Origin of the sequence: Streptomyces sp. NPDC005402, assembly GCF_040606575.1 — a bacterium.
Classification (GTDB): domain Bacteria; phylum Actinomycetota; class Actinomycetes; order Streptomycetales; family Streptomycetaceae; genus Streptomyces.
This window is the reverse complement of sequence record NZ_JBEXFB010000006.1, coordinates 223,274-247,521: the sequence shown is the minus strand read 5'-3', so window position 1 is coordinate 247,521 and position 24,248 is coordinate 223,274. Positions and strand designations below refer to the sequence as shown.

The window sequence follows — 24,248 nt, the reverse complement described above, 5'->3', positions numbered from 1 at the left end:
TCAGGGTTTCTGGCAGGCCGGGCACCAGAAGAGGTTGCGGGCGGCGAGATCGGCGGTGCGGATCTCGCCGCCACAGATGTGACAGGGCTGGTTGGCCCTGCGGTACACGTAGACCTCGCCGCCGTGGTCGTCGACGCGGGGCGGGCGGCCCATCGCCTCCGGGGTGTGCTCCGGGCGGACGGTGTCGATGCGGTTGTTCCGCACGCCCTCGCGCATGAGCTCGACGAGGTCGGCCCAGATCGCGTCCCACTCGGCCGGGGTGATGTCCCTGCCCGCCCGGTACGGGTCGATGCGGTGCCGGAAGAGGACCTCCGCCCGGTAGACGTTGCCCACGCCCGCGATGACCTTCTGGTCCATCAGCAGGGCGGCGATCGTCGTACGGCTGCGGGAGATCCGCTGGTACGCGGCATGCGGGTCGGCGTCGGTGCCCGAGCGGAGGGGGTCCGGGCCGAGACGGTCGTGTATCGACTGCTTCTCGGCGGGGGTGATCAGGGCGCAGGTCGTGGGGCCGCGGAGGTCGACGTACGCCGTGGTGTTCGCGAGGCGGAGGCGGACCGTGTCGGTGGGCGGGGGTGCGGGGGCGGCGCCGAAGGTGACCTTGCCGAAGAGGCCGAGGTGGATGTGGACCCAGTCGGTGTCACGGAAGCCGAGGAAGAGGTGCTTGCCGTGGGCCTCGGTGCGGGTGAGTTCGGAGCGGTCGAGGAGGGCGGCGGCGTCGGAGAACTTGCCCTGGGGGCTGGTGACGCGGGGGGTGGTGCCTTGGAAGGCGGTGCCGTAGTCCTGGGCCAGGCGGTGGATCGTGTGGCCCTCGGGCACGGTGGCTCCTTGTTCGTCCGGGGGTGGGGGCGGCCCATGGGATTCTCGCCCCCGCCGCCCCTACCCGTCCCGTCCTCCGGGGGCTCCGCCCCCGGGGCCCCCGCTCCTCAAACGCCGGAGGGGCTGGATTTCGCCGCCCCACCGCCGGAGGCTACTGCTGGGGGTGGTGTGCCGGGATCGCCGGCAGGTCGCCCGTCGTCTCGTAGGCGGACAGCATGTCGATGCGGCGCTGGTGGCGCTCGTCGCCGGAGAACGGCGTGGCGAGGAAGGTCTCGACGAACTTCGTCGCCTCCTCCGTGGAGTGCATGCGGGCGCCCACCGCGACGACGTTGGCGTTGTTGTGCTGGCGGCCCAGCGACGCGGTCTCCTCGCTCCAGGCGAGGGCCGCCCGGACGCCCTTGACCTTGTTCGCGGCGATCTGCTCGCCGTTGCCGGAGCCGCCGATCACGATGCCGAGGGAGTCGGCGTCGGCGGCGGTGCGCTCGGCGGCGCGGAGGCAGAAGGGCGGGTAGTCGTCCTGGGCGTCGTAGATGTGGGGGCCGCAGTCGACCACGTCGTGGCCGGCCGCCTTGAGCCAGTCGACGAGGTGGTTCTTGAGTTCGAAGCCCGCATGGTCGGAGCCGAGATACACGCGCATGAGACGAGTGTGACACGGCTGTTTCAGGGCAGCAGCCCCGGGTGTCGGCCAGGAAAACCGTGAACCCGACAATGGAACCTCAAGCAAACCTCAAGTAACGATCTGGATTCAAAGGTTCACGAATTTCTTTGCCTCCGATTCACTGGACCGACCCGTACACCGCTCGTACGGGAGCCCCACACCCGGCACGAAGGAATTCCCCGAATGACTGGTCTCCAGGCCGGACTCAAGAACCGTCACCTCTCGATGATCGCCATCGGCGGTGTCATCGGAGCGGGCCTTTTCGTGGGCTCCAGCTCCGGTATCGCCACCGCCGGCCCCGGCATCCTGCTGTCGTACGCCCTCGTCGGCACGCTGGTCGTCCTCGTGATGCGGATGCTCGGTGAGATGTCCGCCGCGAATCCGAATTCCGGCTCCTTCTCGGCGCACGCCGACCGGGCCCTCGGGCGCTGGGCCGGTTTCTCCATCGGCTGGCTGTACTGGTTCTTCTGGGTCGTCGTACTCGCCGTCGAGGCGACCGCCGGTGCCAAGATCCTCGAAGGGTGGATACCCGCCGTACCGCAGTGGGGATGGGCGCTGATCGTGATGGTGGTGCTGACCGCCACCAACCTCGTCTCCGTGGGGTCCTACGGCGAGTTCGAGTTCTGGTTCGCCGGGATCAAGGTCGTCGCCATCGGGGCGTTCATCGTCATCGGCCTGCTCGCCGTGTTCGGCGTCCTGCCGGGTGTCGACGCCGACCAGGCGGGGCTCTCCAACCTCACCGACCACGGCGGCTTCCTGCCCCACGGGCCCGGCGCCATCCTCACCGGCGTGCTGCTCGTCGTCTTCTCCTTCATGGGCAGCGAGATCGCGACGCTCGCGGCCGGTGAGTCGGAGGACCCGCAGCGGGCCGTGACCAAGTCGACCAACAGCATCATCTGGCGTATCGCGGTCTTCTACCTGGGATCCATCTTCGTCGTCGTCACGCTGATCCCGTGGGACTCCAAGTCCATCCAGGACGACGGCTCCTACGTCGCCGCGCTCGACTCCCTCGGCATCGCGCACGCCGGTCAGATCATGAACTTCATCGTGCTGACCTCGGTGCTGTCCTGTCTCAACTCCGGCCTCTACACGGCCTCCCGGATGGCCTTCTCGCTCGGCGAGCGCGGAGACGCGCCGAAGGCGTTCGCGCGGGTCAACGGCCGGGGTGTGCCGATGGCCGCGATCCTCGCGTCGGTGGTGTTCGGCTTCGTCGCCGTGTTCTTCAACTACCTCTCCCCCGACAAGATCTTCCTCTTCCTCGTCAACTCCTCCGGTGCGGTGGCCCTGTTCGTCTGGCTGGTCATCTGCTTCTCGCAGCTGCGGATGCGGAAGATCATCCAGGCCGAGGCGCCGGAGAAGCTGGTCGTGAAGATGTGGCTGTACCCCTATCTGACCTGGGCTACGGCCGCGTTGATCGTGTTCGTCCTCGGCTACATGCTGACCGACACCGAGCACGACGGGCGGGAGACCGTGCTGTTGTCGCTGCTCGTCGCGGCGGTGGTGCTGGTCATCGCCGTGGTGAAGGAGAAGGTCGGACGCGGGCGGGCGGGTGCCGCGCCCGCCGGTGAGGTGACGGACAAGGTCTCCGTCGGCTGAACGGATGTGTGAGCGGGGCCCCGTGGCGTGTGCCGCGGGGCCCTTCTCGTGTGCGTTCCTCCTGGGCGTTCAGAGGACGGTGAAGCTGTCCTTCACCTTCTCGTACGTGCTGAGGGCCTGCGTCTCGATCTCCGGCTGGTACCAGGTGTTGATCTGGTACGACTTGTCGCCCACGTTGAAGCCGAGCAGCTGCGCATGCCAGGGGATGCCGTCGAGGGTGAAGGTGTACTCCCACACGACCGCGGGGTGATCGCGGAACGTCGTCTCCTCCAGGCGGATCTTGGCGTAGTCCTCGCCCTGGTGGGCGTTCTGCTCGGAGGTCCGCCAGGTTTCCATCAAGTCGCCCCGGGCGAGGGAGGACTTGGCTGCGAGCTCCTGCTTTCCGTCGGGCGAGGTGTAGTGGACCTCCGCCCCGGTCTTCACGTCCCGCCGCCAGCCGGTGGGGGTCGCCCACGCGAACCCACCGGCCTCCTCGTGTGCGCCGGGCGGGAGGGAGCGTGGGCGGGAGGTGCCCTCGACGGTCGAGGTCGGGGTGCCGGCGGGCGTGGACGCGCCGGGTTCCGATGCGGAGGCGCGAGTGGAGGCAGCTGGGGAACTGCCCGCCTTGTCGTCGCCGGGTGAGCCGGAATGGGTGGCCAGGATGATCGCGACCACGACGGCACCTGCGGCGACCATGCTTCCGGCGGCGACCAGGGCGGTTCGGCGGCGGCCGCGGTGGCCTGTGGCAGGGCGAGCGGGGCCGGGGAGTTCGCCCGGTTGCATGCGGTGGGGGTGGGGGCCGAGGACCAGCGCTGGGGCGGGGTCGGGATCCTGACCGGAGTGACGTTGGGGATCGGCGCCGGGGCCCGGGCGCCCGGTGGAGCTGGGGTCGGGACGCTCGGGGTCGGTACGGTCGGGGTCGGTACGGTCGGGGTAGGTACGGAGGTTGGCAGCGGGGCCGTCGGTGTGGGAGGTGCCGGTGCCTGCCGTGGTGTCCAGGGATCCCGATGGGTCGGGTACCGCCTGCTCGCCGCGGACCAGGGAGACTCCGGGGCCGGAGCGGCGGTGGGCCGTGGGTACCGGGCCGACACGGGTGGGGGCGGAGGCCGCGCGCGCGGGGGTGTCCCGTGTCGGTGCGTCCGGCATCGGGAAGTGCTCCGTGGGGGCGCCCGCCGAGAGGGAGTCCTGCGTGGGGGCGCTGGCGAGGGGCGTACTGGTCGTGGTGGCACCCGCCCGGAGTACGGCTCCCACCGCGCTCCCGGACGGCGTCTCCGACCGGACCTCCGAACGCTCCTCCGAGACGGCCTCGGTGGAGGCACTGGCAACGCGGTCGGTCGAGAACGGCTCGGCGGGGGTGGGGGGTTCGGGCTGCGCGGCCACGACCTCGGCGACCGCCGGGAAGCCGTCCGACGACGGGCCCGAACCCCCGTCACCTGCCCCACCCGAGAGGGCAAAACCTGGTGGCACGGCATCCGACGGCTCCTCAACGGCAGGCTCACGTACCGATTCGCCCACGACCGCCCCGGCGACCTCGGTAACGGGCTGAGCCCCGTCCGACGACGTGCCGGAGTCCTCGTCATCAGCTGCGCCCGAGAAGGCATGCCCGAGCGGCAGGGCGTCCGACGGTTCCACAACGGCAGGCTCACGTACGGCCGCCTCCGGCCCCGTCTCCGACGGCGGCACCCGCGGATCCCGCACCGCCCGCGCTCGCTCCGATACCGGCGCCGTCTCCGACGCCTGCGTCCCGTCATCCCCTCCGGCCCCCGCCGACTGCGCGGGGTCGGCCCGTCCTGCAACCGGCGCCCCCGCAGAGCCCACCCGCCCCGGGTCTCCCCACCGGCGCTCCCGGTCCCCCTCCTCTACGGCAACCGGTCCCCGCGCGGCCCCGGCCCCGTCTTCGCGCCCGCCTCCCTCCGACGGCGGTTGCTCGCCCGTCTCGTCGGCGGCTTGGCCCGGCCCGCGCCGGTCACCCGGTTCCGCCGTACCGAGGTCGTCTCCCGCCCCCATCCTCAAAGTCGGCGTAGGCGCCGGGAACGCGACGATGTGCAGGGCCGACTCCACCTCGTCCAGGCCCGGTCGTATCGACGGGTCCTTCTCCAGCAGGGCCGTCAGGATGTCGGTCAACGGGCCTGCCGCCGCGGGGAGTTCGGGCTCCTCGTAGAGGACGGCGTGCAGCGTGGCCAGGGTGGTGTCGCGGGAGAAGGGGGAGCGGCCGCCCAGGGCCGCGCAGAGCGTCGCACCCAAGGACCAGATGTCCGACGGGGGCCCCTGCGGGCGCCCGGAGACCCGCTCGGGGGCCATGTAGTCGGGGGAACCGACGAGCATGCCGACCATGGTGAGCGCCTTGGCGTCCTGCATCGCGGCGATGCCGAAGTCGGTCAGCACGATCCGGTGGCCGGTGCGGTCGCCGGACTCCACCAGGACGTTCCCGGGTTTGATGTCCCGGTGCAGGACGCCGCGGGCGTGGACCTGGCGGAGCGCCCGCACGAGCCCCAGGCCGAGCAGCGCCGTCTCGCGCGGGCCCAGCGGGCCGTCCTCCACCGTCAGCCGTTCCAGGGAGCGGCCCTTGACCAACTCCATGACGATCCACAGGCGTTCGCCCTCGTCCACCACGTCGTAGACCCGTACGACGTTGGGGTGGTCGATCCGGGCCGTGGCCCTGGCCTCGCGCAGGGTCCGTTCACGGCGGGTGCGGGTGTCCTCCGCGTCGAGGCCGTCGATCCGCATCTCCTTGACCGCGACCTGCCGGTCGAGCATCTCGTCGGCGGCCCGCCACACCCGTCCCATTCCCCCCTGGCCGATACTTTCGACCAGGCGATAACGCCCCGTCACCAGGAGCCCTGGAACTCCGCCGCGCCTCGCATTTCCCGTGTCTCCCGCATTCCCCGGCAATCCGCTGCACCCCCTCAACGATGTCCCGAGTGGAACACAATGGTCACACTTCGCGCCGTACCAGCATAGTGCGGAGAAATCTTGTGGTACCTCTTCAAGTACTGCGAATTCAGGCGCAGCCAAGGGGGGCGGACATGAGTTCTCGTCGTATGACGACCATCGCCGGATCGCTGGTCACGGCGGCTTTCTCGACGGTGATGGTCTGTTCCTTCACCGCGAGTGCGGACGAAGGACCCGCAAGCAGCAAGGGGGGAAAGGCTGTTGACGAGGCGCCGACGGGCGTGAAGCTGACGACGACACTGCCCGGGACGATCTCCGTCGACAACAGCTCGCAGAAGACCGGCCTCACGGCCGGCGTGAAGAACGACGGGAGCAAGGACAGCGGAAAGATCAGGCTTTTGGTCGTCGGTTTCGACGGCATGACGGTCAAAAACGTTCAAGGCTGCTCTCCGATTGAAGAAAAGGATCTGCCGGAGGGCTCGAACAGCGGTTTTGCCTGCCCCATCGATAATCTCGCGGCCGGTAAGTCGAAGTCGTACGCCGTCGACGCGACGTTCGATCTCAAGAAGACCGGCAAGATCTGTCTGCCGGTGCAGACCGGCGACGGAAAGAAGACGTTCTGGCAGCAGGGCCCGGTTCCGTTCGGTACGACGAACCCGTCGCCGAACGCCCCGGCCACCCCGCTGCTGCTGGGCACCGACAACAAGCCGGTGGCCCCCGGCGGCGACGCACCGAGCGAGCTGCCCAAGACCGGGGCGGAACGTGAACTGCTGCCGCTCGGGGCGGCGGGCGCGTCCCTGATGACGGCGGGCGTGGCCGGGCTGTGGTGGTCGCAGCGGCGGCCGCAGCGCACCGCCTGACACGGAGCGGGAAACCGGTGGAGGCATAACCTGACGGAAACGGTCAGGTTATGCCTCCAGCCTGTCCGGCATGAACAGATGCGCCGGGTGCTGATGAGCGCGCCGCCCTGCACCGCACCCGGCAGTCCGTGCCGGGTCGAGGCGGGGGTCCGCCGGGGTCAGGTGGTCGAGGCGGCCGAGCCGTACGAGCTCGCGCCACTGGGCGGTTCCGCACCGGGCGTCGGTGCCGTGTCGTACACACTGGGCGGCGGACACCGCCTCGGCATCATCACCGAGCTGGAGATCTGACTCGTCCCCGTGCGCAGGCTCTACGGCGCCGTCGTACAGGTCAATCATCTGAGCGGGGCGCCGGCGCGGCCGGCGCCGAACTCGGTGCCTACCGCGAAGGGCGTTTTCTGGTACGGCTGTTGATTGGCGGGGGGCGGCAGCAGGCGCGCGAGGTGCTCGACCCGGCCTTCGCGCTGCTGTCGCCCGTCACCCTCGGCCGTACCGTGAACTTCGCCTTCGGGGCCGGGGACCGGACCGAGGGTCTGTACGACGCCGGGACGCGCAAGAGGCTCGCCGGGTGGGAGTCGCGCTACGACCCGGCGAGCCTCTTGCAAAGGAGGGTCAGCGCTTGAGGAGCTTCCAGGTGGTGGGGAGCACGCCCATCGCCAGGGCCGCCTTGAGGGCGTCGCCGAGGAGGAACGGGGTGAGGCCGGCCGCGATGGCGGCGGACAGCGACATGTCGGCGGCGTAGGCGAGGTACGGGACGCCGATCGCGTAGATGATCGCCTCACCGACCAGCATGGCACCGGCCGTCCGCCACACGCTGCGGTCGGCGCCGCGGCGGGCCAGGGCGCCGACGGCGGCGGAGGCCAGGATCATGCCGAGGATGTAGCCGAAGGAGACGGAGAACCCGGAGGTGCCCTGGGCGAACCACGGGAGTCCGGCGAGGCCGGCCAGCGCGTACAGGGCGAGGGAGGCGACACCGCGGCGGGCGCCGAGGGTCGTGCCGACGAGGAGCGCGGCGAAGGTCTGGCCGGTCACCGGCACCGGGGAGCCCGGCACGGGCACGGAGAGCTGCGCGGCGAGGCCGGTGAGGGCGGCGCCGCCCACCACGAGCGCGATGTCCCGGACGCGGGAGGCGGGGATCAGGTCGGCGAGGACCTGGCCGGTGGGGGTCCCCCCGCTCGAGTCCTTTCGAGAGTGGGGGAGGATGGGGGCGGCGGTGCTCATGGGGACTCCGCGGGTGTGAACGACAGGGGGACACGGTGACGCTATCCCGGCGCCCTTGAGCCGATCACCGTCAACGGTCGACAAAGCCTTGAACGGGGGCTTGGTGGGCTCCGGACAAAGAGTGTGGGTTACACCGGGTTCGGCGTGATGCCTGTCACTGAGGTGAGGTGGGTGGGGGTACAGGGGGCGCGCCGCCTCCTGCTGTGGGGAATCACCAATGAATCCTAGTGGTCTGGTCGGATTCACCGTTCGTGGCTTACTCTTCGGACATGGTCGCCCAGTCCCGGTACTTCTCGTCGCGTCGTCACGTCGACCTGCGACGCGTGGGCACGGCCGTCTGTCGCCGTCCGGCGTGAGGCGGGCTCCGGCGCGCCTCATCCTCCGAGACGTGTCGGCCCCCGTTCCCGAGGACGGTCTTCCATGCCCCGTACCGAGGCACCCCCTGTCAGCCCACCTCCCACCTCCCGGCGCCGGACCAGCGCCAGTGTCGTCCTGCGGTCCGTGCTGGAGCACGGGCCGGTGGCCCGCAGCACCATCTCCCGGCTGACCGGACTCTCCCCGGCCTCCGTCACCGACTACTGCGCCCGCTTCAGCGAACTCGGCCTGATCCGCGAGTCGGAAGCACCCCGGCGGTCCCAGGGTGTGGGCCGCCCCCATGTGCCCCTGGACCTGGACGACTCACGGTTCGTCGTGGGCGGGATCCATGTGGCCGTCCCCTATACGACGGTGGCGCTGCTCGATCTGCGCGGGCGGGTGGTGGACCGGCGGGAGCTTCGGCACGAAGGAGCCGACGCAGCCGGCGCGGTCGACGGCGCCGATCCGTCCACGGTCCTGGCGCGGGCCGCCGACGGGCTCACCGCGCTGCTGGACCGCTCCCCGCGACTGCGGGCCCTCGGTGTCGGCTTCGCGGCCGGCGGCTGGGTGGACCGGGACTCCGGGACCGTCGTCGAGCATCCCCTGCTGGGCTGGCGCGAGGTGCCGGTGCGGGAGGTGCTCGGCGCCCGCACCGGTCTGCCGGTCCATGTGGACGGCCACGCGCGGGCGTTGGTCAACGCGGAGCGGCTGTTCGGGCGGGCGCGCGGTGGCCGGAGCATGCTGCATCTGTTCGCCGGCAATGTGGTGGACGCGGCGTTCGCCACCCACGACGAGGTGCACCACGGGCCGCGTTCCCAGGCGGGCGCGATCGCCCATCTGCCGGTGCCGGGCGGCACCGAACCCTGCCCGTGCGGACGGACCGGGTGCCTGCAAGTCGAGCTGAGCGAGCGGACGTTGTGCGAGCGGGCGCGACGGGCCGGGGTCACCGACGGCACCAATCCGATGCATGTCGTCGCGGCGGCGGCCGCCGGTGACCCGGAGGCCGTGCGGCTGCTAGTGGCGCGGGCAGGGGCCGTCGGTCGGGCCACGCGGCTGCTGCTGGACGTGCTGAACCCGGAGACGGTCGTGGTGACCGAGGTCGGTGTCATGCACCGGGAGGACTGCCTCGCCGCGCTGCGCGAGGGGGTCGGCGACGCACGCGCGGCTTCTGTGATGCCGACGAGTTTCCCCGATTCCGTGCTGGCGGTGGCCGGCGGTTCGGTGGCGCTCGACGTGCTCTACCGGGATCCACTGGCCTCGTCACCTGAGGCTATTTAATTCAGAAACTCCGAATATTGACAGGAGTTCCCCATGGCCGCGAACATCTTTTTCATGAGCCCTCACCTGTACTGTCACGCCCTTTGTCGCTGACACGTTGCCCCGCGTGACGCGCTCATTTCCTCCGCATGAACTCTTTTCTCCGTGAGTTTTCCGTGCACTGATTCCAGGGAGCCTTCCCATGTCCTTTTCCCGCACGTCCGGCATCGACCGGCGGCTGTTCCTCTCCTCGGTCCTCGGTGCCGCGGCCGGTGTCGCGGGCCTCAGCGGCTGCGCCTCCGGCAGTGCCGCCGCCGACACCAAGGGCGCCCTGTCCGCCCCGCTCGCCGCCAAGGTGCCCGCCGGCACAAGCCTCAAGATCGCCTCGTATTCCGGCACCCAGCAACTCCAGCTGAAACTCGGCAGACTGGGTGAGTTGCCGTTCAAGGTGAGCAGTTGGGCCAATATCAGCGCAGGGCCCGATGTCATCAACGCCTTCCGGTCCGGCTCCCTGGATGTCGCCAACAACGCGGGTATCCCGCCGATCCAGGCGCACTTCCAGGGTTACGACGCGAAAATCGTCGCGATCAACATCACCCGCAAACCGAACTACCTTTTCGCCACCAAGCCCGGCAGTGACATCCGCACGGTCGGGGATTTCAAGGGGAAGAAACTCGCCTTCTCACAGGGACAGGCGCAGGGCGTGGTCCTGCTGCGGGCATTGAAGAAGGCCGGGCTCTCCTACGACGAGGTGGAGCTCGTCCCGCTGACCAGCAACCAGTTCTTCACCGCGCTCCAGTCCGGCCAGGTGGACGTGGCCCCGCTCGCCAACAGCCAGGCGCCCGCCTACCTCCAGCAGTACGAGCCCAAGGGCGCGCACGCCATCACCACCGACGTGGTCGACCTGCTCAACCTGCTCTGGGCGCCGACCGCCGTGCTGAGCGACCCCGCGAAGGCCGCCGCGGTCGCCGCGTACATCCCGTACTGGGCCAAGGGCCAGGTGTGGGCGTACGAGAACCCCGACCTCTGGAACGAGGAGTTCTACGTCAAGACGCAGAACCTGACGCCCGCCCAGGCGAAGGCGGTCACCGCGCTCGCCAACAAGCCGCTCTTCCCGCCGAGTTGGAGCGAGGCGATCAAGTGGGAGCAGGAGACCGCGGATCTGCTGGCGGAGGGCGGGTTCGTCAGGAAGTTCGACGTGAGCGAGCTCTTCGACCACCGCTTCGAGGGCATCGCGGCGAAGTCCGTGGCCGCGGAGTACCGGAGGTGAGCGCCGTGACCACGACCGAAGCCGCCGTCACGGTCGCCCCGGCCGAGGACACGCCCCAGGTCCGCAGGCGCCGCCGGCTCTCCCCCGGCAGGCGGCTGCCCGCGGCCCGGCTCGCCGGACCGGTCCTCCTCCTCGCGCTGTGGGCCGCCGCTTCCGCCGCCGGGCAGCTCGATCCGGCCGCGATCCCGGCACCCTGGACGGTGGTGCGGACCGGCGTCCGTCTGTGGACCGACGGGACACTGCCCACCGACGTCCTGACCTCGCTGCGGCGGGCCGCGTCCGGGTTCGCGATCGGCCTGGTCGCCGGCGTCCTGCTGGCCCTGGCCTCCGGGCTCAGCCGCACCGGCGAGGCGCTGATCGACGGCACGGTCAACCTCAACCGGGCGATCCCGACCCTCGGTCTGATCCCGCTGTTCATCCTCTGGCTGGGCATCGGCGAGACCTTCAAGGTCGCCATCATCGCGATCGTCGTCTACATCCCGATCTATCTGAACACCCATGCCGCGCTGTCCGGCATCGACCACCGCTTCGTCGAACTCGCCGAGGTCCAGGGCCTGTCGAGGTTCGCGTTCGTACGGCAGATCGTCGTCCCCGGCGCGCTGCCCGGATTCTTCGTGGGCCTGAGGCTCGGCGTCACCGGCTCCTGGCTGGGCCTGGTCGTCCTGGAACAGATCAACGCCACCAGCGGACTCGGCTACCTGATGTTCCAGGCCCAGAACTACGGCCAGAGCGATGTGATCCTCGTCGGTCTCGTCGTCTACGGCGTCTTCGGCCTGGTCTCCGACAGCGCGGTCCGTCTCATCGAACGGAAGGTGCTGTCATGGCGACGCACACTGAGCAGCTGACCCGGCCGGCCGTACAGCTGCGGGGCCTGACCCGGTCGTTCGACGGGCGTACGGTCCTCGACGGCATCGACCTCGACATCCCGGCCGGACAGTTCGTCGCCCTGCTCGGGCACAGCGGCTCCGGCAAGAGCACGCTGCTGCGGGCGGTGGCCGGGCTCGACCACGAGGTGGCCGGGAGCGGTCGGCTCAGTGCCCCCGAGCGGGTGTCCGTGGTCTTCCAGGACTCCCGGCTGCTGCCCTGGCGGCGGGTGCTGGACAACGTCCTGCTGGGCACGGACGGCGAGGACAGGGGACGCCAGGCGCTCGCCGAGGTGGGTCTCGCCGGCCGTGAACGCGCCTGGCCCAACGAGCTGTCCGGCGGCGAGGCCCAGCGCGCCGCCCTCGCTCGCTCACTGGTTCGTGAACCCGAACTCCTGCTGGCCGACGAGCCGTTCGGCGCCCTCGACGCGCTGACGCGCATCAGGATGCACGCGCTGCTGCGGGAGTTGTGGAAGCGCCACCAGCCGTCCGTCCTTCTCGTCACCCACGACGTGGACGAGGCGATCGTGCTCGCCGACCGTGTGCTCGTACTCGAACAGGGCCGCATCGGCCTCGACCTGACCATCGACCGCCCGCACCCGCGCTCGTACCGGGATCCCCTGCTGGGCGAGTACCGCGAACGACTGCTGACCGCCCTCGGCGTCACGGAGGACCACGCATGACCGCACGACAGCTCCACCTCAACGCGTTCCTGATGAACACCGGCCACCACGAGGCCTCCTGGCGGCTGCCCGAGAGTGATCCGTTCGCGCACGTCTCGCTCGACCACTTCGTCCACCTCGCCCGGATCGCGGAGCGCGGCACCTTCGACTCGCTCTTCCTGGCCGACGGGCCGCAGCTGTGGAGCAACCTCGCCCAGCGGCCCGCCGGTGCGCTGGAGCCGCTGACGCTGCTGACCGCGCTGGCGACGGCCACCGAGCACATCGGGCTGATCGCGACCGCCTCCACCTCCTACAACTCGCCCTACAACCTGGCCCGGAAGTTCGCCTCGCTGGACATCATCAGCGGCGGCCGGGCGGGCTGGAACATCGTCACCACGGCGGGCAAGGAGGCCGCCCGCAACTTCGGGCTGGAGCACGAGCCCGCGCACGCGGACCGCTACGCCCGGGCCGCCGAGTTCCTCGACGTGGCGCTCAAGCTCTGGGACAGCTGGGAGGACGACGCGATCGTCGGCGACAAGGCGGCCGGCGTCTGGGGCGACGACACGAAGGTCCACCCGCCCCGGCACCAGGGGACGTACTTCAGCGTCGAGGGCGCGCTCAACGTGCCGCGCGCACCCCAGGGTTACCCGCTGCTCGTGCAGGCGGGCTCCAGCGAGGACGGCAAGGAGTTCGCGTCCCGGTACGCGGAGGCGGTGTTCACCGCGCAGCAGACCATCGAGGACGCCCGGGCCTTCTACGCCGACCTCAAGGCCCGTACCGTCGCGGCCGGCCGGGATCCCGACCACATCAAGGTGCTCCCCGGGATCGTCCCCGTCATCGGCGCCACGGAGACCGAGGCGCTGGCGAGGGAACAAGAGCTGGAGGACCACATCGTGCACCGGCACGGAGTGGCCAACCTGGAGCGCCTTCTCCAACTGCCGGAAGGTGTCCTGGAGTTGGACCGGCAGCTCCCCTCCGACCTGCCGCCCGAGTCCGCCGTCGAGGGAGCCAAGAGCCGCTACACACTCGTCGTGGAGCTGGCCCGGCGCGACCGCCTCACGGTGCGGCAGCTGATCGGGCGGCTCGGCGGCGGGCGCGGCCATCTCACCTTCGCCGGTACGCCCGAGCAGGTCGCCGACGCCATCGAGACCTGGTTCACGCAGGGTGCCGCGGACGGTTTCAACATCATGCCCGCGGTCCTGCCGTCCGGCCTGGACGCCTTCGTCGACCACGTCGTCCCCATCCTGCGCACCCGCGGTCTGCTCCGCCGGGAGTACGGGCCCCGGCAGACCCTGCGGGAGCGCTACGGCCTCCCCCGCCCCGCGAACCAGTACGCCCAGCCCGTCCACGCCCAGCCCGTCCACGCCTAGGAAGGACCCCCTCCCATGTCCGGTATCGAGATCCGCAAGGTCACCGCCCGCATCGGCGCCCACGTCTCCGGTGTCGACATCTCCAGGCCGCTCGACGAGGAGACGGCCGCCGCCCTCCGGGACGCCCTCAACGTCCACAAGGCGCTGGTCTTCGACGAGGTGAACCTCGACGACGAGGGCCAGCAGGCCTTCGCCCGGCACTTCGGCGAGCTCACCTCCGCCCACCCGACCGTGCCCGCCGTGGACGGCGCCCCGAACGTCCTGCCCGTCGACAGCGAGGGGGGCCGCGCCGCCAACAACTGGCACACCGACGTCACGTTCGTCCTCAACCCGCCGCAGGCCAGCACCCTGCGCAGCCTGACGATCCCGCCGTACGGCGGCGAGACGCTGATCTCCAACTCGGCTGCCGCGTACCGAAATCTGCCCGAGCCGCTGCGCCGGCTGGCCGACGGACTGTGGGCCGAGCACACCAACGACTACGACTACGCCGTACCGGAGGAGACGCTGGACGAGGAACAGGCCGCCCGGCGCGCCCAGTTCACCTCGATCAAGTTCCGCACGGCCCACCCGGTGGTCCGGGTCCACCCGCTGACCGGTGAACGCGGGCTGTTCATCGGCGGGTTCGCACAGCGGATCGTGGGGCTTTCGGTGAGCGAGTCCCGCAAGGTCCTCGATCTGCTCCAGGCGTATGTGACCCGGCCGGAGAACCTGCTGCGGCACCGCTGGTCTCAGAACCAGCTCGTGCTCTTCGACAACCGCATCACCCAGCACTACGCCGTCGACAACTACGACGGTCTGCCGCGCCGGCTGCACCGGGTGACCGTCGCCGGGGAGGTGCCGGTGGGCATCGAGGGCAAGGAGAGCTACTCGATCGAGGGGGACGCCTCGCACTACACGGCCGTAGCCGCCTAGTCACAGCCGGTGCCGGACCAGTCCACAGTCTGGGCGGCCTCCCCTCTGACCTGGGGAGACCACCCAGACTGTGGGCGTTTTTGCCGTCTCACGCACTGGACGAACCGCGCCGATGCCCAGCACCACCGTCAAGGCTCCACGAGAGTCCGAAGCCTCCCTGACCCACGGCCTCAAGCAGCGCCATCTGTCGATGATCGCCCTCGGCGGGGTGATCGGTGCCGGACTGTTCGTCGGTTCCGGCGCCGGGATCGCCGCCGCCGGGCCCTCGATCGTCCTCGCCTACACGCTCTCCGGCCTCCTCGTGATGCTGGTGATGCGGATGCTCGGCGAGATGTCGGCCGCGTACCCGTCCTCCGGCTCCTTCTCCGCGCACGCCGAGCGGGCGTTCGGGCCCTGGGCGGGCTTCACCGTCGGCTGGTCCTTCTGGATCCTGCTGTGCACGGCCGTGGGCCTGGAGGGCATCGGCGCGGCGAAGATCGTGACCGGCTGGCTGCCCGGGACGCCCGACTGGGCCTGGGTGGCCCTGTTCATGGTGGTCTTCTGCGTCACGAACCTGGCCGCGGTGAAGAACTTCGGCGAGTTCGAATTCTGGTTCGCGGCCCTCAAGGTCGGCGCGATCGGGCTGTTCCTGGTCCTCGGGGTGCTGGCGATCGCCGGTGTCCTGCCCGGCACGGACGCTCCGGGCACCGCGAACCTGACCGGCCGAGGAGGCTTCTTCCCGGGCGGCGGCGAGGGCCTGGTCGTCGGCCTGCTCGCCTCCGTCTTCGCGTACGGCGGCCTGGAGACGGTCACCATCGCGGCGGCCGAGTCCGAGGACCCGGTACGCGGGGTGGCGAGCGCGGTCCGTACGGCGATGTGGCGCATCGCGCTGTTCTACGTCGGCTCGATGGCGGTCATCGTCACCCTGGTCCCCTGGGACTCGAAGTCCGTCGTGGAGAAGGGCCCGTACGTCGCCGCCCTCGACGAACTGGGCATCCCGGGAGCGGGGCAGCTCATGAACGTCGTCGTCCTGGTCGCCCTCCTGTCCGCGATGAACGCCAACGTCTACGGCTCGTCCCGCATCGCCTACTCCCTGGTCGAGCGGGGCCTCGGCCCCGGCCTCCTGGGGCGCGTCTCCGGTGGTGTCCCGCGCCTGGCGGTCCTCGCCTCCAGCGTCTTCGGCTTCGCCTGTGTGGTCCTCAGCCACTGGCGCCCCGACGACGTCTTCTCCTGGCTCCTCAACATGATCGGCGCGGTCATCCTCGTCGTCTGGGGCTTCATCGCCGTCTCCCAGCTGCGGCTGCGCCGCGCGCTGGAACGCGAGGCCCCCGAGCGGCTGACCGTCCGCACGTGGGCGTTCCCCTACCTGACCTGGGTCGCCCTGGCGGGCATGGCCGCGATCCTCGTCCTGATGGCCCGCGAACCTGACACCCGCGTTCAGCTGTACTGGACGGGCGGGATGACGCTGGTGCTGGCGGGCGTGGGATACGCGCGACAGAAACGCCTTCTTGTTGCTAGCTTGTAGTTGCGAGCTACTTGCAATAAGAGTCCGGAGGGGACCCCTGCATGCCCGTCTACACGCTGCCCGACCTGCCGTACGACTACTCCGCACTCGCGCCCGTGATCAGTCCCGAGATCATCGAGCTGCACCACGACAAGCACCACGCGGCCTATGTGAAGGGCGCCAACGACACGCTGGAGCAGCTGGCGGAGGCGCGGGACAAGCAGTCGTGGGGGGCGGTGAACGGGCTGGAGAAGAACCTGGCCTTCCACCTCTCCGGGCACATCCTGCACTCCATCTACTGGCGGAACATGTCCGGCGACGGGGGCGGCGAGCCGCTGGAGGCCGACGGCGTGGGCGAGCTCGCGGACGCGATCGCCGAGTCCTTCGGGTCGTTCGCCGGTTTCAAGGCGCAGCTGACCAAGGCCGCCGCGACCACGCAGGGGTCCGGCTGGGGCGTCCTCGCCCACGAGCCGCTCAGCGGACGGCTGATCGTCGAGCAGGTCTACGACCACCAGGGCAACGTCGGCCAGGGCTCGACCCCGATCCTGGTCTTCGACGCCTGGGAGCACGCCTTCTACCTCCAGTACAAGAACCAGAAGGTCGACTTCATCGACGCGATGTGGGCCGTCGTCGACTGGCAGGACGTGGCCCGGCGCTACGAGGCCGCCAGGTCCCGTACGGACGTACTGCTGCCGGCGCCCTGAGCGGCCCGCACCCGGAGCGTCCCGCCTCGTGATCGTCTTCTCAACCTTCATGCGGCGGGCGGAAGGACGGGAAACCCCCGCGAGGACGTGACTCGCGGGGGTTTCCCATGAGCCGGGAGCTCAGGCCTTGCGGCCCACACCGCCGTGCTGGCCGATCGGGGCCGGGGCCGCGCCGCCGTCCGGGCGCCACAGCGGGACCGACACCACGCCCGGGTCCACCAGCTCCAGGCCCTCGAAGAAGGCCTCGATCTTGTCCACCGGGCGCAGGAAGTAGGGCACCGCGCCGGTCTCGTTGTAGGCGTCCTGAGCGTGCTCGTAGTCCGGGTCGGTGCCGCGCGAGCCGTCGTTGACGCAGAGGTGGCTGCCGGAGGGCAGGCCCGCCACCAGCCGGCCGACCAGCTCGCGGGCCAGGTCGTAGTCGGCGACATGGCCGAGGATGCCGCTGAGGATCAAGGCCGTGGGGCGGGTCAGGTCGAGGGTCCGGGAAGCCGCCTCGAGGATCTTCTCCGGCTCGTAGAGCGTCAGGTCCTCGTACGCCGTCTCACCCTCCGGGGTGGAGGTGAGCAGGGCGCGGGCGTGGGCGAGGACCAGCGGGTCGTTGTCGACGTAGACGATCTTCGACTCGGGGGCGAAGCGCTGGGCGACCTCGTGGGTGTTGTCGACCGTGGGCAGCCCGGTGCCGACGTCCAGGAACTGGCGGACGCCCGCCTCCTGGACCAGGTACCGGATGCTGCGGCCGAGAAAGGCGCGGCTGCTGCGGGCGATGGTGACGATGCCGGGGAAGACGGCCGTGTAGGCGTCGCCGGCCGCCTCGTCGACGGGGTAGTTGTCCTTGCCGCCGAGCCAGTAGTTCCAGATCCGGGCCGAATGCGGCACCGAGGTGTCGATCTCCGTCATGGGCCCATCGTGCTACGACCTGTCCGGCTCGCACGGCACATTGAGGGAGAGAAGTGCGGCGGATCCGTCCTTGTCGAGGCGGAGTTCGGTGATCGCCGCGTTGCGCAACCGCGGGAACACTCTGCGGTACTCCCCGAGCGGGATCGACAGCAGCGCGCACAGCACCAGCCGCAGCAGGGTGTTGTGGGCGACGACCAGGACGCGCTCGCCGGGGTGGGCGGCGGCGATGCGGCGCAGGGCCTCCGTGCCCCGGGCGGCGGCCGCCGCCGGGTCCTCCGCGCCAGGGAAGGGGTACGTCACCGGGTCCGCGCGGAAGGCCTCGGCCGCGTCGGGCACCTCGGCGGCGAACTCCGCGAGGGTACGGCCCTCCACCACCCCGAAGTCGCACTCCCTGAGCCCGGGTTCGCGGTGCGGGGTGACGCCGAGGGCACGGCAGGCCGGGTCGGCGGTGGCGATCGCCCGCGACAGGGGTGACGTCCAGATCGCGTCGGGGCGGTGAACGGCGGCCCACCGCCCGAGCGACTCCGCCTGGGCGCGGCCCTCGTCGGTGAGCCCGATGTCGCTCACGCCCGCGTAACGGTTCTCGGCGTGCCAGATGGTCTGCCCGTGCCGGGCCAGCAGCAGGGTCGTGCTCATACTCATGAAACGGTCCGCTCGGTCGGGGTCGGGGCGAGGTGCGCCGTGGTCGAGGGGCGGCCACCGGCCGGGAGGCGGCTACCCGGAGCGGGCATGAGTACCCGCCGCCCGGGGCGGCCCGGACACGCTACGCGGGCGCCCGGCCGAAGGCGCCGTGGGCAGGAGCACCCCTCACGCGGCGGGAGTGGGGTCAGGGTGCCGCGGGGTTCCGGCCCAGGCGGCCGCGCATGAGCCGTGACCTGTGCGGGGAGCCGCCCCGGACGGTGAGGTCGCGGACCGGACGGGTACGGCTCGGCGCAGGCGCCCCGACGAGGGCGCCATCGGCCGGGGTGTCCCCCACGGGGCAAGGATGCGGTCATGATGTCGCCGTGTTCCCGGCCAGGCGGCCGCGCGCGTGGGCCGCGACCGGGGCGGGGAGCCAGCCCCGCTCGGTGAGTTCGTCGACGAGACGGGCGTACGGCTCGGCGAAGAGCGCCGTGCGGCCGGGGCGGGGTTCCACGACCGTGCGGATGCGGACCATGTGCTCGGCGGCCTCGGCGAGGAGGGTGCCGGTGGTGCCGTGGGAGGCCAACGCGGCCATTCCCAGGGCCGGTTCGGTCTGTTCGGGGATGCGGGCCGGGCGGCCGAGGATGTCGGCGCGGAGCTGGTTCCAGTACAGGCTGCGGGCCGCGCCGCCGGTGAAGGTGAGGGGGCCGTCGAGCGGGGCGCCCAGGTGGTGCAGGTAGTCCAGGCAGAGGCGTTCCGCGAAGGCGACGCCCTGGAGGAGCGCGGCCCAGCGGTCGGCGTCGTCGGCGGGGGTGCCGAGGAGGAGGGCGGTGGCGTCCGGGGCACGGAACGGGAACCGCTCTCCGCGCGACACCAGCGGGTAGGCCACCGCGCCGGACGGCTCGAACGCGGCCGCCCGTTCGTCCATGGCCACCGGGTCCACGTCGGCCGGGAGCGCCCCGGCGCCCACGCTCGACGCCCCGCCGGGCAGCCAGGTACCGCCCGGCGCACGGTGGTTGTAGACCACGCCGGCCGGGTCACGGACCGGGTCGGGGGCGGCCCCCTTCAGCACGAGGGTGGTGCCGAGCACCGAGTTCCAGGAACCGTGCCGCAGGGCGCCCGCCGCGATCTGGGCCGCGCAGCCGTCGGTCATCCCGGCGATGACCGGAGTGCCGGCCGGGATGCCGGTCTCCTCGGCGGCGGCCGGGCAGACCTCGCCGAGACGGCTGCCGGGGAGGACGACCTCGGGAAGCTCCAGGGCGATGTCCGGCCAGGCGTCGCGCTCGACGTCGTAGCCCGTCTTCAGCGCGTGACTGGAGTCGGTGGGCACCGGCCGGCCGACCAGGCGGGCGGTGACGACGTCGGGCTGGTGGGTGACCCGGCCCTTTCCGCCGTACTCCCGCACCAGCCACAGCGCCTTCGGCAGCGCCCAGGTGTCCTGGACCGCGAGGCCCGCCGCACGCAGCCCGGCCGCCTCACCCGCCGCGCGTCCGTCGTCGTACATGAGCGCCGGGGTCGTCGGCCTGCCCTCCGGGTCCGTCAGCAGGACCGTCCCCGACGTCCCGCACACCGCGAGGCCACCGATCCGTACGCCCGTCCGGGTGAGAAGCGCGGAACTGCACGCCGTGCGCACCGCCGCCCACCACTCCCCCGGATCCTGCTCGTGCCGCACGCCCTCGCGCCGGCCGCCGAGCGGGGCGGAACCCCGGCCCAGCACGGTTCCGTCGGCCGTGACCGCCAGCGCGCGCACGCTCTGGGTGCCGAGGTCGAGCCCCAGCCACGCCGTCTCGTTCTCGTCCGTCATCTCTGTCATCTCCGCCCTACCGGCACCTCCCACCCGCACGGGGTCTATGCGTACCCCGGACACGCGGCTCAACATCGTGTCAGTGAAGCGACGATCCGGAGGTCGACGATGCCCCAGAGGACCGATCCCGTACGTGTCGTGGCGGCCGGCGACCACTTCGTACTGCCGGGGCTGATCGCCGGGGCCGTCGAGGCCGAGCTGGGCGGGATCGCCGTGGAGACGAAGGAAGTGACGCTCGGCTGGCCGCTGGAACCCTTCGGGCCCGTCTCGGAGGTGACGGAGGCGAGCGACGCCGAGGACGAGCTGATCGAGGCGCTGGACGGCGCGGAGGTCCTCGTCACCCAGATGGGCCCGGTCACCGAGCGGGTGCTGAACGCCGCCGACAGCCTGCGGCTGGTCGTGGTCTGCCGGGGCGGCCCGGTCAACGTGAACCTCGACGCGGCCAAGGCCCGTGACGTGCGGGTGTGCTTCGCGCCCGGCCGCAACGCCGCCGCCACCGCCGAGTTCACCGTCGGCATGCTGCTGGCCGCCGTGCGCCGCATCCCGCAGGCCCACGACCTCCTTGCCGGACAGGGCAGTTGGGAGGGCGGCGCCGCCTACTACACGTACGAGCACAGCGGCCTGGAGCTGGAGGACCTGCCCGTCGGACTCGTCGGTTACGGCGCCGTCGGCAGCAGGGTCGCCCGCGTGCTGTGCGCCTTCGGCGCGCAGGTCATGGTGTACGACCCCTATGTGCGCGGCGAGATCCACGGCCTGCGCGTCTCCTCCCTCGACCAGCTCCTGACCCGCTCCCGGGTGATCACCCTGCACGCCCGCCTCACCGCCGAGACCCGCGGCCTGATCGGCGCCCGTGAGCTGGACCTGCTGCCCCGGGGGGCGGTCGTGGTGAACGTGGCCCGCGGCCCGCTCGTCGACGAGAGCGCCCTGTGCGACGCCCTCGAAGCAGGCCGGCTGTCCGCGGCCGCCCTCGACACCTACGTGCACGAGCCGCTGCCCTCGGACTCCCGCCTGCGCGCCCTGGCCGACCGGGTCGTCCTGACCCCGCACCTCGGCGGGGCGAGCCGCGCGGTGGCCGAGAAGGCGGCGAGGATCGCGGCGGAGGAGGTGGGCCGCTGGGCGCGGGGGGAGCGGTTGGCGCACTGCTTGACGTGACCTGGAAGGGATGTTCATGTACGTCGGTATCGATGTGGGCACGTCCGTCGTCAAGGCCGCCGCCTTCGACGCCGAGGGCCGTCAACTGGCCGTCGCGTCACGCCCGGTGGAGCTCTCCCTGCACGGCGGGTTCGTCGAGCAGGACATGGAGGAGGTCTACGGCGCGGTCGTCGAGGTCCTCGGCGAGCTGACCGGGCAGGTGCCGGAGCCGGTGGAACTGGCCGGGCTGACCGGGCAGGGCGACGGGGTGTGGCTGGTCGACCGAGAGGGACGGCCGGTGCGGTCGGCGCTGTCCTGGATGGACGGGCGGGCACACGAACTGCTCGACCAGTGGCTCGCGGACGGCACCTTCGAGACGGTGTTCCGGCGGACCGGCGGCGCGATGTTCCCGGGCTCGCCGGGGCCGTTGCTGGCCTGGCTGGACCGGTACGACCCGAAGTCCCTGGACGCCGCGTCCGCGGCCGTGTACTGCAAGGACATGGTCTTCCAGCGGCTGACGGGTGCCGCGCGGGCGACGACGGACGTGTCGGACGCGTCCATGCCCTTCCTCGACCCCCGGACGCGGTCGTACGACAACCGGGTGGTGGAGCTGCTGGGGCTCACGCGTCGTCGGCGGCTGCTGCCTCCCGTCGGGGACCCGATCGCCACGGCTTCGGCTCGGGAAGGGCTGCCGTCCGGGACACGGCTCTCGAACGGGCCCTACGATCTGCCGGCCTGCGCGCTGGGCGCGGGGGTGACCGCGCCGGGCGACGGGCTCCTCATCGTCGGCACCTGTCTGGCCGCGCTCGTCGCCACCACCGAGCTGGACCTGACCGGCGAGCCGGCCGGGCTGTACATCTCCACCGACCGGCCCGGACACCGGCTTCGGGCGATGCCGGCGATGGTCGGTACCGCCGCGCTGGACTGGGTGCTGTCGACGACGGGGGTGACGCACGCGGAGGTGGACGACCTGCTGGCGTCCACTCCGCCGGGGGCGCACGGGGTGCGGGTGCTGCCGTACTTCGCGCCGTCCGGGGAGCGGGCCCCGTTCGTCGAGCCGCATCTGCGGGCCGAGCTCAGCGGTGTCTCCCTGGAGACGACGCCTGCCGATCTGATCCGGGCGACCTGTGAGGGAATCGGGTACGCGGCCCGGCATTGCCTGGAGGCGGCGGGGCTGACGGGGTCGCTGGCGGTGTGCGGGGGCGGGACGCGGAGTTCCGCGTGGACGCAGCTGCTGGCGGACGTACTCGGGCGCCCGTTGCGGGTCGTGGAGGGTGAGGTGGGGGCCCGGGGGGCGGTACTGGCCGCGGCGGAGCGGTACGGGGTTCCCCTGGACGCGGGTGCCTGGACGGAGCCGACGGCGATCGTGGAGCCGGACGCAGGGCGGGCGTCGTCCTACGCGAAGGGATACGAGGAGCACCTGGGTCGCCTGAAAGAGGCCCGTGGACGAGCGAGGGGCTGACGATGCGCGGGGCCCGGCGCGGGCGAAGCGCTGAGCAGGCGGGACGGCCCGCGGACAAGCCGGGCCCTGACGACGCGAGGCCCCGGCGCCGGCGACACGCTGAACAGAAGAGAAAGCCCGTGGCCGAGCGAAGCACAGACGATGCGCGGGGCCCGGCGCGGGCGAGACCTGAACCACGCGAGGCCTCGGGGACGGGCCAGGCACCGACCCGCGCCCGAAGACCCGGCACGGGCCAGGCACCCACCCGTGCCCAAAGACCCGGCACGGGCCAGGCACCCACCCGTGCCCAAAGACCCGGCACGGGCCAGGCACCCACCCGTGCCCGAAGACCCGGCACGGGCCAGGCACCCACCCGTGCCCGAAGGCCCGGCGCGGACGGGACGCCGGCCCATGCCGGAAATCCCGGCGCGGGCGCGGTGCCAAGTGTGCGGCGGGACCGATTCCGGGCTGCCGCCCGGGCCCCGCGAGGTTCTACGCTCGCGGGGCCGAGGTCCCCGGCCGCGGGCTACCGGAGGGTCACATGCCGAAGATGCCGTGTCCGAACTGCGGCTCGTCCGAGGAGTTCGAACCGCTCAGGGACGACAAGGAGAGAGCGCACGTCCGCGAGCACAAGCCGAAGTGGGCCCGCCTGAACGCGTACTACCGCTGCTCCCGCGGCAGCTGCCGGCGATACCAGCGGCGGGGTGACGTGAAGGACGGCGGCACCTTCCCCGAGCCCGACTCCAAGTGAGCCCGCCCTACAGGTTGCTGAAGTCCGGGCCCTTCGTACGGGTGCGCTTGATCTCGTAGAAGCCCGGGACCGACGCCACCGCGAGGGTGCCGTCCCAGAGCCTGGCCGCCTCCTCGCCCTTGGGGGCCGGGGTGACGACCGGGCCGAAGAAGGCGATCTGCTCGCCGTCCGCGCCGGGGACCGCGATGACCGGGGTGCCGACGTCCTGGCCGACCTTGTCGATGCCCTCCTTGTGGGAGGCGCGCAGCTCGGCGTCGAACTCGAAGTCCTTCTGGTCGAAGTACTCGATCAGGTCGGCGGGCAGGCCGACGTCCGCCAGGGCGCCTTCGACGGCCTCGCGCGTCGGGCCCTGGCCCTCGTTGTGGATACGGGTGCCGAGTGCGGTGTACAGCGGGCCGAGGATGTCGGAGCCGTGCTTCTGCCAGGCCGCGGTGACCACCCGGATCGGCTGCCAGGCCTTGGTCTCCAGCAGCTCGCGGTACTCCTCGGGCAGCTCGTCGATCTTCGGCTCGTTGAGCACCGCCAGGCTCATGATGTGCCAGCGCACCTCGATGTCCCGGACCTTCTCCACCTCCAGGACCCAGCGGGAGGTCATCCAGGCCCAGGGGCACAGCGGGTCGAACCAGAAGTCGACGGGGGTCTTGCCGGAGGCACTCGTGGTCTCGGACATGGGTCTCCTAGAGAAGTGTTCGTTTCCACCGGCAACACC

The 24,248-nt window shown here is 71.4% G+C and carries 21 protein-coding genes and 1 pseudogene; 14 read left to right on the top strand and 8 right to left on the bottom strand.

Translation table 11 applies throughout. The annotated features are described in order from the left end of the window. Positions 1-816 carry a DNA-formamidopyrimidine glycosylase family protein gene (locus ABZT02_RS14060; RefSeq protein WP_356017565.1) on the bottom strand — a complete coding sequence of 272 codons (816 nt, stop codon included), beginning with the start codon at positions 814-816 and terminating at the stop codon, positions 1-3. A gap of 151 nt (positions 817-967) precedes the next feature. Beyond that, positions 968-1,453 carry a ribose-5-phosphate isomerase gene (locus tag ABZT02_RS14055; protein ID WP_356017563.1) on the bottom strand — a complete coding sequence of 162 codons (486 nt, stop codon included), beginning with the start codon at positions 1,451-1,453 and terminating at the stop codon, positions 968-970. A gap of 204 nt (positions 1,454-1,657) precedes the next feature. Here ABZT02_RS14055 and ABZT02_RS14050 point away from each other — a divergent pair, with 204 nt between their 5' ends. Continuing rightward, positions 1,658-3,070, top strand: a complete 1,413-nt coding sequence (locus ABZT02_RS14050) for an amino acid permease (protein WP_356017561.1) — start codon at positions 1,658-1,660, stop codon at positions 3,068-3,070. Between the two features lie 69 nt (positions 3,071-3,139). On the opposite strand, the gene ABZT02_RS14045 is transcribed toward ABZT02_RS14050, so the two are convergent. Beyond that, positions 3,140-5,836, bottom strand: a complete 2,697-nt coding sequence (locus tag ABZT02_RS14045) for a protein kinase (RefSeq protein WP_356017559.1) — start codon at positions 5,834-5,836, stop codon at positions 3,140-3,142. Positions 5,837-6,075: 239 nt separating this feature from the next. Between ABZT02_RS14045 and ABZT02_RS14040 the strand changes: the two genes are divergently transcribed. Both ABZT02_RS14040 and ABZT02_RS14035 read left to right on the top strand, forming a co-directional pair. Beyond that, complete coding sequence (locus ABZT02_RS14040) at positions 6,076-6,801, top strand: LPXTG cell wall anchor domain-containing protein (protein WP_356017989.1); 726 nt, start codon at positions 6,076-6,078, stop codon at positions 6,799-6,801. Between the two features lie 132 nt (positions 6,802-6,933). Next, positions 6,934-7,421: pseudogene (locus ABZT02_RS14035) on the top strand (hypothetical protein); the annotation flags it as partial. On the opposite strand, the gene ABZT02_RS14030 reads toward ABZT02_RS14035, so the two are convergent. Then, positions 7,411-8,019 (bottom strand): biotin transporter BioY, encoded by a 609-nt coding sequence (locus ABZT02_RS14030; RefSeq protein WP_356017557.1) that lies wholly within the window; start codon positions 8,017-8,019, stop codon positions 7,411-7,413. The pseudogene ABZT02_RS14035 and the gene ABZT02_RS14030 overlap by 11 nt on opposite strands. A gap of 420 nt (positions 8,020-8,439) precedes the next feature. Here ABZT02_RS14030 and ABZT02_RS14025 point away from each other — a divergent pair, with 420 nt between their 5' ends. The 8 genes from ABZT02_RS14025 (at position 8,440) to ABZT02_RS13990 (ending at position 16,894) form a co-directional block, all read left to right on the top strand. After that, on the top strand, positions 8,440-9,651 hold the full coding sequence (locus ABZT02_RS14025) for an ROK family protein (RefSeq protein ID WP_356017554.1): 1,212 nt from the start codon (positions 8,440-8,442) through the stop codon (positions 9,649-9,651). A gap of 181 nt (positions 9,652-9,832) precedes the next feature. Further along, a complete protein-coding gene (locus ABZT02_RS14020; protein WP_356017552.1) occupies positions 9,833-10,900 on the top strand; it encodes an ABC transporter substrate-binding protein in 1,068 nt (355 codons plus the stop codon). Continuing rightward, positions 10,897-11,745 (top strand): ABC transporter permease, encoded by an 849-nt coding sequence (locus ABZT02_RS14015; protein ID WP_356017550.1) that lies wholly within the window; start codon positions 10,897-10,899, stop codon positions 11,743-11,745. Before ABZT02_RS14020 ends, ABZT02_RS14015 begins: the two co-directional genes overlap by 4 nt. Next, on the top strand, positions 11,721-12,446 hold the full coding sequence (locus ABZT02_RS14010; RefSeq protein ID WP_356017548.1) for an ABC transporter ATP-binding protein: 726 nt from the start codon (positions 11,721-11,723) through the stop codon (positions 12,444-12,446). The genes ABZT02_RS14015 and ABZT02_RS14010 overlap by 25 nt, the downstream gene beginning before the upstream one ends. Then, a complete protein-coding gene (locus ABZT02_RS14005; RefSeq protein ID WP_356017546.1) occupies positions 12,443-13,795 on the top strand; it encodes an LLM class flavin-dependent oxidoreductase in 1,353 nt (450 codons plus the stop codon). The genes ABZT02_RS14010 and ABZT02_RS14005 overlap by 4 nt, the downstream gene beginning before the upstream one ends. A 15-nt stretch (positions 13,796-13,810) precedes the next feature. Next, positions 13,811-14,707, top strand: a complete 897-nt coding sequence (locus ABZT02_RS14000; protein WP_356017544.1) for a TauD/TfdA family dioxygenase — start codon at positions 13,811-13,813, stop codon at positions 14,705-14,707. Between the two features lie 112 nt (positions 14,708-14,819). Then, a complete protein-coding gene (locus ABZT02_RS13995; RefSeq protein ID WP_356017542.1) occupies positions 14,820-16,211 on the top strand; it encodes an amino acid permease in 1,392 nt (463 codons plus the stop codon). A 41-nt stretch (positions 16,212-16,252) separates the two neighbouring features. Next, positions 16,253-16,894, top strand: a complete 642-nt coding sequence (locus ABZT02_RS13990) for a superoxide dismutase (protein ID WP_356017539.1) — start codon at positions 16,253-16,255, stop codon at positions 16,892-16,894. A gap of 120 nt (positions 16,895-17,014) precedes the next feature. On the opposite strand, the gene ABZT02_RS13985 is transcribed toward ABZT02_RS13990, so the two are convergent. The 3 genes from ABZT02_RS13985 to ABZT02_RS13975 all read right to left on the bottom strand — a co-directional run bounded on the left by ABZT02_RS13985 (position 17,015) and on the right by ABZT02_RS13975 (position 20,216). Next, positions 17,015-17,791, bottom strand: a complete 777-nt coding sequence (locus ABZT02_RS13985) for an SAM-dependent methyltransferase (protein WP_356017537.1) — start codon at positions 17,789-17,791, stop codon at positions 17,015-17,017. 12 nt (positions 17,792-17,803) lie between these two features. Further along, positions 17,804-18,427, bottom strand: coding sequence for a histidine phosphatase family protein (locus ABZT02_RS13980; RefSeq protein ID WP_356017987.1), 624 nt, complete (start codon positions 18,425-18,427; stop codon positions 17,804-17,806). A 355-nt stretch (positions 18,428-18,782) separates the two neighbouring features. Further along, positions 18,783-20,216, bottom strand: coding sequence for an FGGY-family carbohydrate kinase (locus ABZT02_RS13975; protein ID WP_356017535.1), 1,434 nt, complete (start codon positions 20,214-20,216; stop codon positions 18,783-18,785). A 108-nt stretch (positions 20,217-20,324) separates the two neighbouring features. Between ABZT02_RS13975 and ABZT02_RS13970 the strand changes: the two genes are divergently transcribed. The 3 genes from ABZT02_RS13970 to ABZT02_RS13960 all read left to right on the top strand — a co-directional run bounded on the left by ABZT02_RS13970 (position 20,325) and on the right by ABZT02_RS13960 (position 23,539). Then, a complete protein-coding gene (locus ABZT02_RS13970; protein ID WP_356017532.1) occupies positions 20,325-21,368 on the top strand; it encodes a 2-hydroxyacid dehydrogenase in 1,044 nt (347 codons plus the stop codon). 16 nt (positions 21,369-21,384) lie between these two features. Next, positions 21,385-22,809: an FGGY-family carbohydrate kinase gene (locus tag ABZT02_RS13965; RefSeq protein ID WP_356017530.1), complete on the top strand. Its 1,425-nt coding sequence runs from the start codon at positions 21,385-21,387 to the stop codon at positions 22,807-22,809. Between the two features lie 520 nt (positions 22,810-23,329). Then, positions 23,330-23,539: a hypothetical protein gene (locus tag ABZT02_RS13960; protein WP_356017528.1), complete on the top strand. Its 210-nt coding sequence runs from the start codon at positions 23,330-23,332 to the stop codon at positions 23,537-23,539. 7 nt (positions 23,540-23,546) lie between these two features. On the opposite strand, the gene ABZT02_RS13955 is transcribed toward ABZT02_RS13960, so the two are convergent. Continuing rightward, positions 23,547-24,209, bottom strand: coding sequence for a DsbA family protein (locus tag ABZT02_RS13955; protein WP_356017526.1), 663 nt, complete (start codon positions 24,207-24,209; stop codon positions 23,547-23,549). Between the last annotated feature and the right edge of the window lie 39 nt (positions 24,210-24,248).

What these genes read in the sequence shown, in the direction of transcription:
- ABZT02_RS14055 (WP_356017563.1), bottom strand. Translation starts at nt 1,453, where the DNA reads ATGCGCGTGTATCTCGGCTCCGACCATGCGGGCTTCGAACTCAAGAAC.
- ABZT02_RS14050 (WP_356017561.1), top strand. Translation starts at nt 1,658, where the DNA reads ATGACTGGTCTCCAGGCCGGACTCAAGAACCGTCACCTCTCGATGATC.
- ABZT02_RS14045 (WP_356017559.1), bottom strand. Translation starts at nt 5,836, where the DNA reads ATGGGACGGGTGTGGCGGGCCGCCGACGAGATGCTCGACCGGCAGGTC.
- ABZT02_RS14040 (WP_356017989.1), top strand. Translation starts at nt 6,076, where the DNA reads ATGAGTTCTCGTCGTATGACGACCATCGCCGGATCGCTGGTCACGGCG.
- ABZT02_RS14030 (WP_356017557.1), bottom strand. Translation starts at nt 8,019, where the DNA reads ATGAGCACCGCCGCCCCCATCCTCCCCCACTCTCGAAAGGACTCGAGC.
- ABZT02_RS14025 (WP_356017554.1), top strand. Translation starts at nt 8,440, where the DNA reads ATGCCCCGTACCGAGGCACCCCCTGTCAGCCCACCTCCCACCTCCCGG.
- ABZT02_RS14020 (WP_356017552.1), top strand. Translation starts at nt 9,833, where the DNA reads ATGTCCTTTTCCCGCACGTCCGGCATCGACCGGCGGCTGTTCCTCTCC.
- ABZT02_RS14010 (WP_356017548.1), top strand. Translation starts at nt 11,721, where the DNA reads ATGGCGACGCACACTGAGCAGCTGACCCGGCCGGCCGTACAGCTGCGG.
- ABZT02_RS14005 (WP_356017546.1), top strand. Translation starts at nt 12,443, where the DNA reads ATGACCGCACGACAGCTCCACCTCAACGCGTTCCTGATGAACACCGGC.
- ABZT02_RS14000 (WP_356017544.1), top strand. Translation starts at nt 13,811, where the DNA reads ATGTCCGGTATCGAGATCCGCAAGGTCACCGCCCGCATCGGCGCCCAC.
- ABZT02_RS13995 (WP_356017542.1), top strand. Translation starts at nt 14,820, where the DNA reads ATGCCCAGCACCACCGTCAAGGCTCCACGAGAGTCCGAAGCCTCCCTG.
- ABZT02_RS13990 (WP_356017539.1), top strand. Translation starts at nt 16,253, where the DNA reads ATGCCCGTCTACACGCTGCCCGACCTGCCGTACGACTACTCCGCACTC.
- ABZT02_RS13985 (WP_356017537.1), bottom strand. Translation starts at nt 17,791, where the DNA reads ATGACGGAGATCGACACCTCGGTGCCGCATTCGGCCCGGATCTGGAAC.
- ABZT02_RS13980 (WP_356017987.1), bottom strand. Translation starts at nt 18,427, where the DNA reads ATGAGCACGACCCTGCTGCTGGCCCGGCACGGGCAGACCATCTGGCAC.
- ABZT02_RS13975 (WP_356017535.1), bottom strand. Translation starts at nt 20,216, where the DNA reads ATGACGGACGAGAACGAGACGGCGTGGCTGGGGCTCGACCTCGGCACC.
- ABZT02_RS13970 (WP_356017532.1), top strand. Translation starts at nt 20,325, where the DNA reads ATGCCCCAGAGGACCGATCCCGTACGTGTCGTGGCGGCCGGCGACCAC.
- ABZT02_RS13965 (WP_356017530.1), top strand. Translation starts at nt 21,385, where the DNA reads ATGTACGTCGGTATCGATGTGGGCACGTCCGTCGTCAAGGCCGCCGCC.
- ABZT02_RS13960 (WP_356017528.1), top strand. Translation starts at nt 23,330, where the DNA reads ATGCCGAAGATGCCGTGTCCGAACTGCGGCTCGTCCGAGGAGTTCGAA.
- ABZT02_RS13955 (WP_356017526.1), bottom strand. Translation starts at nt 24,209, where the DNA reads ATGTCCGAGACCACGAGTGCCTCCGGCAAGACCCCCGTCGACTTCTGG.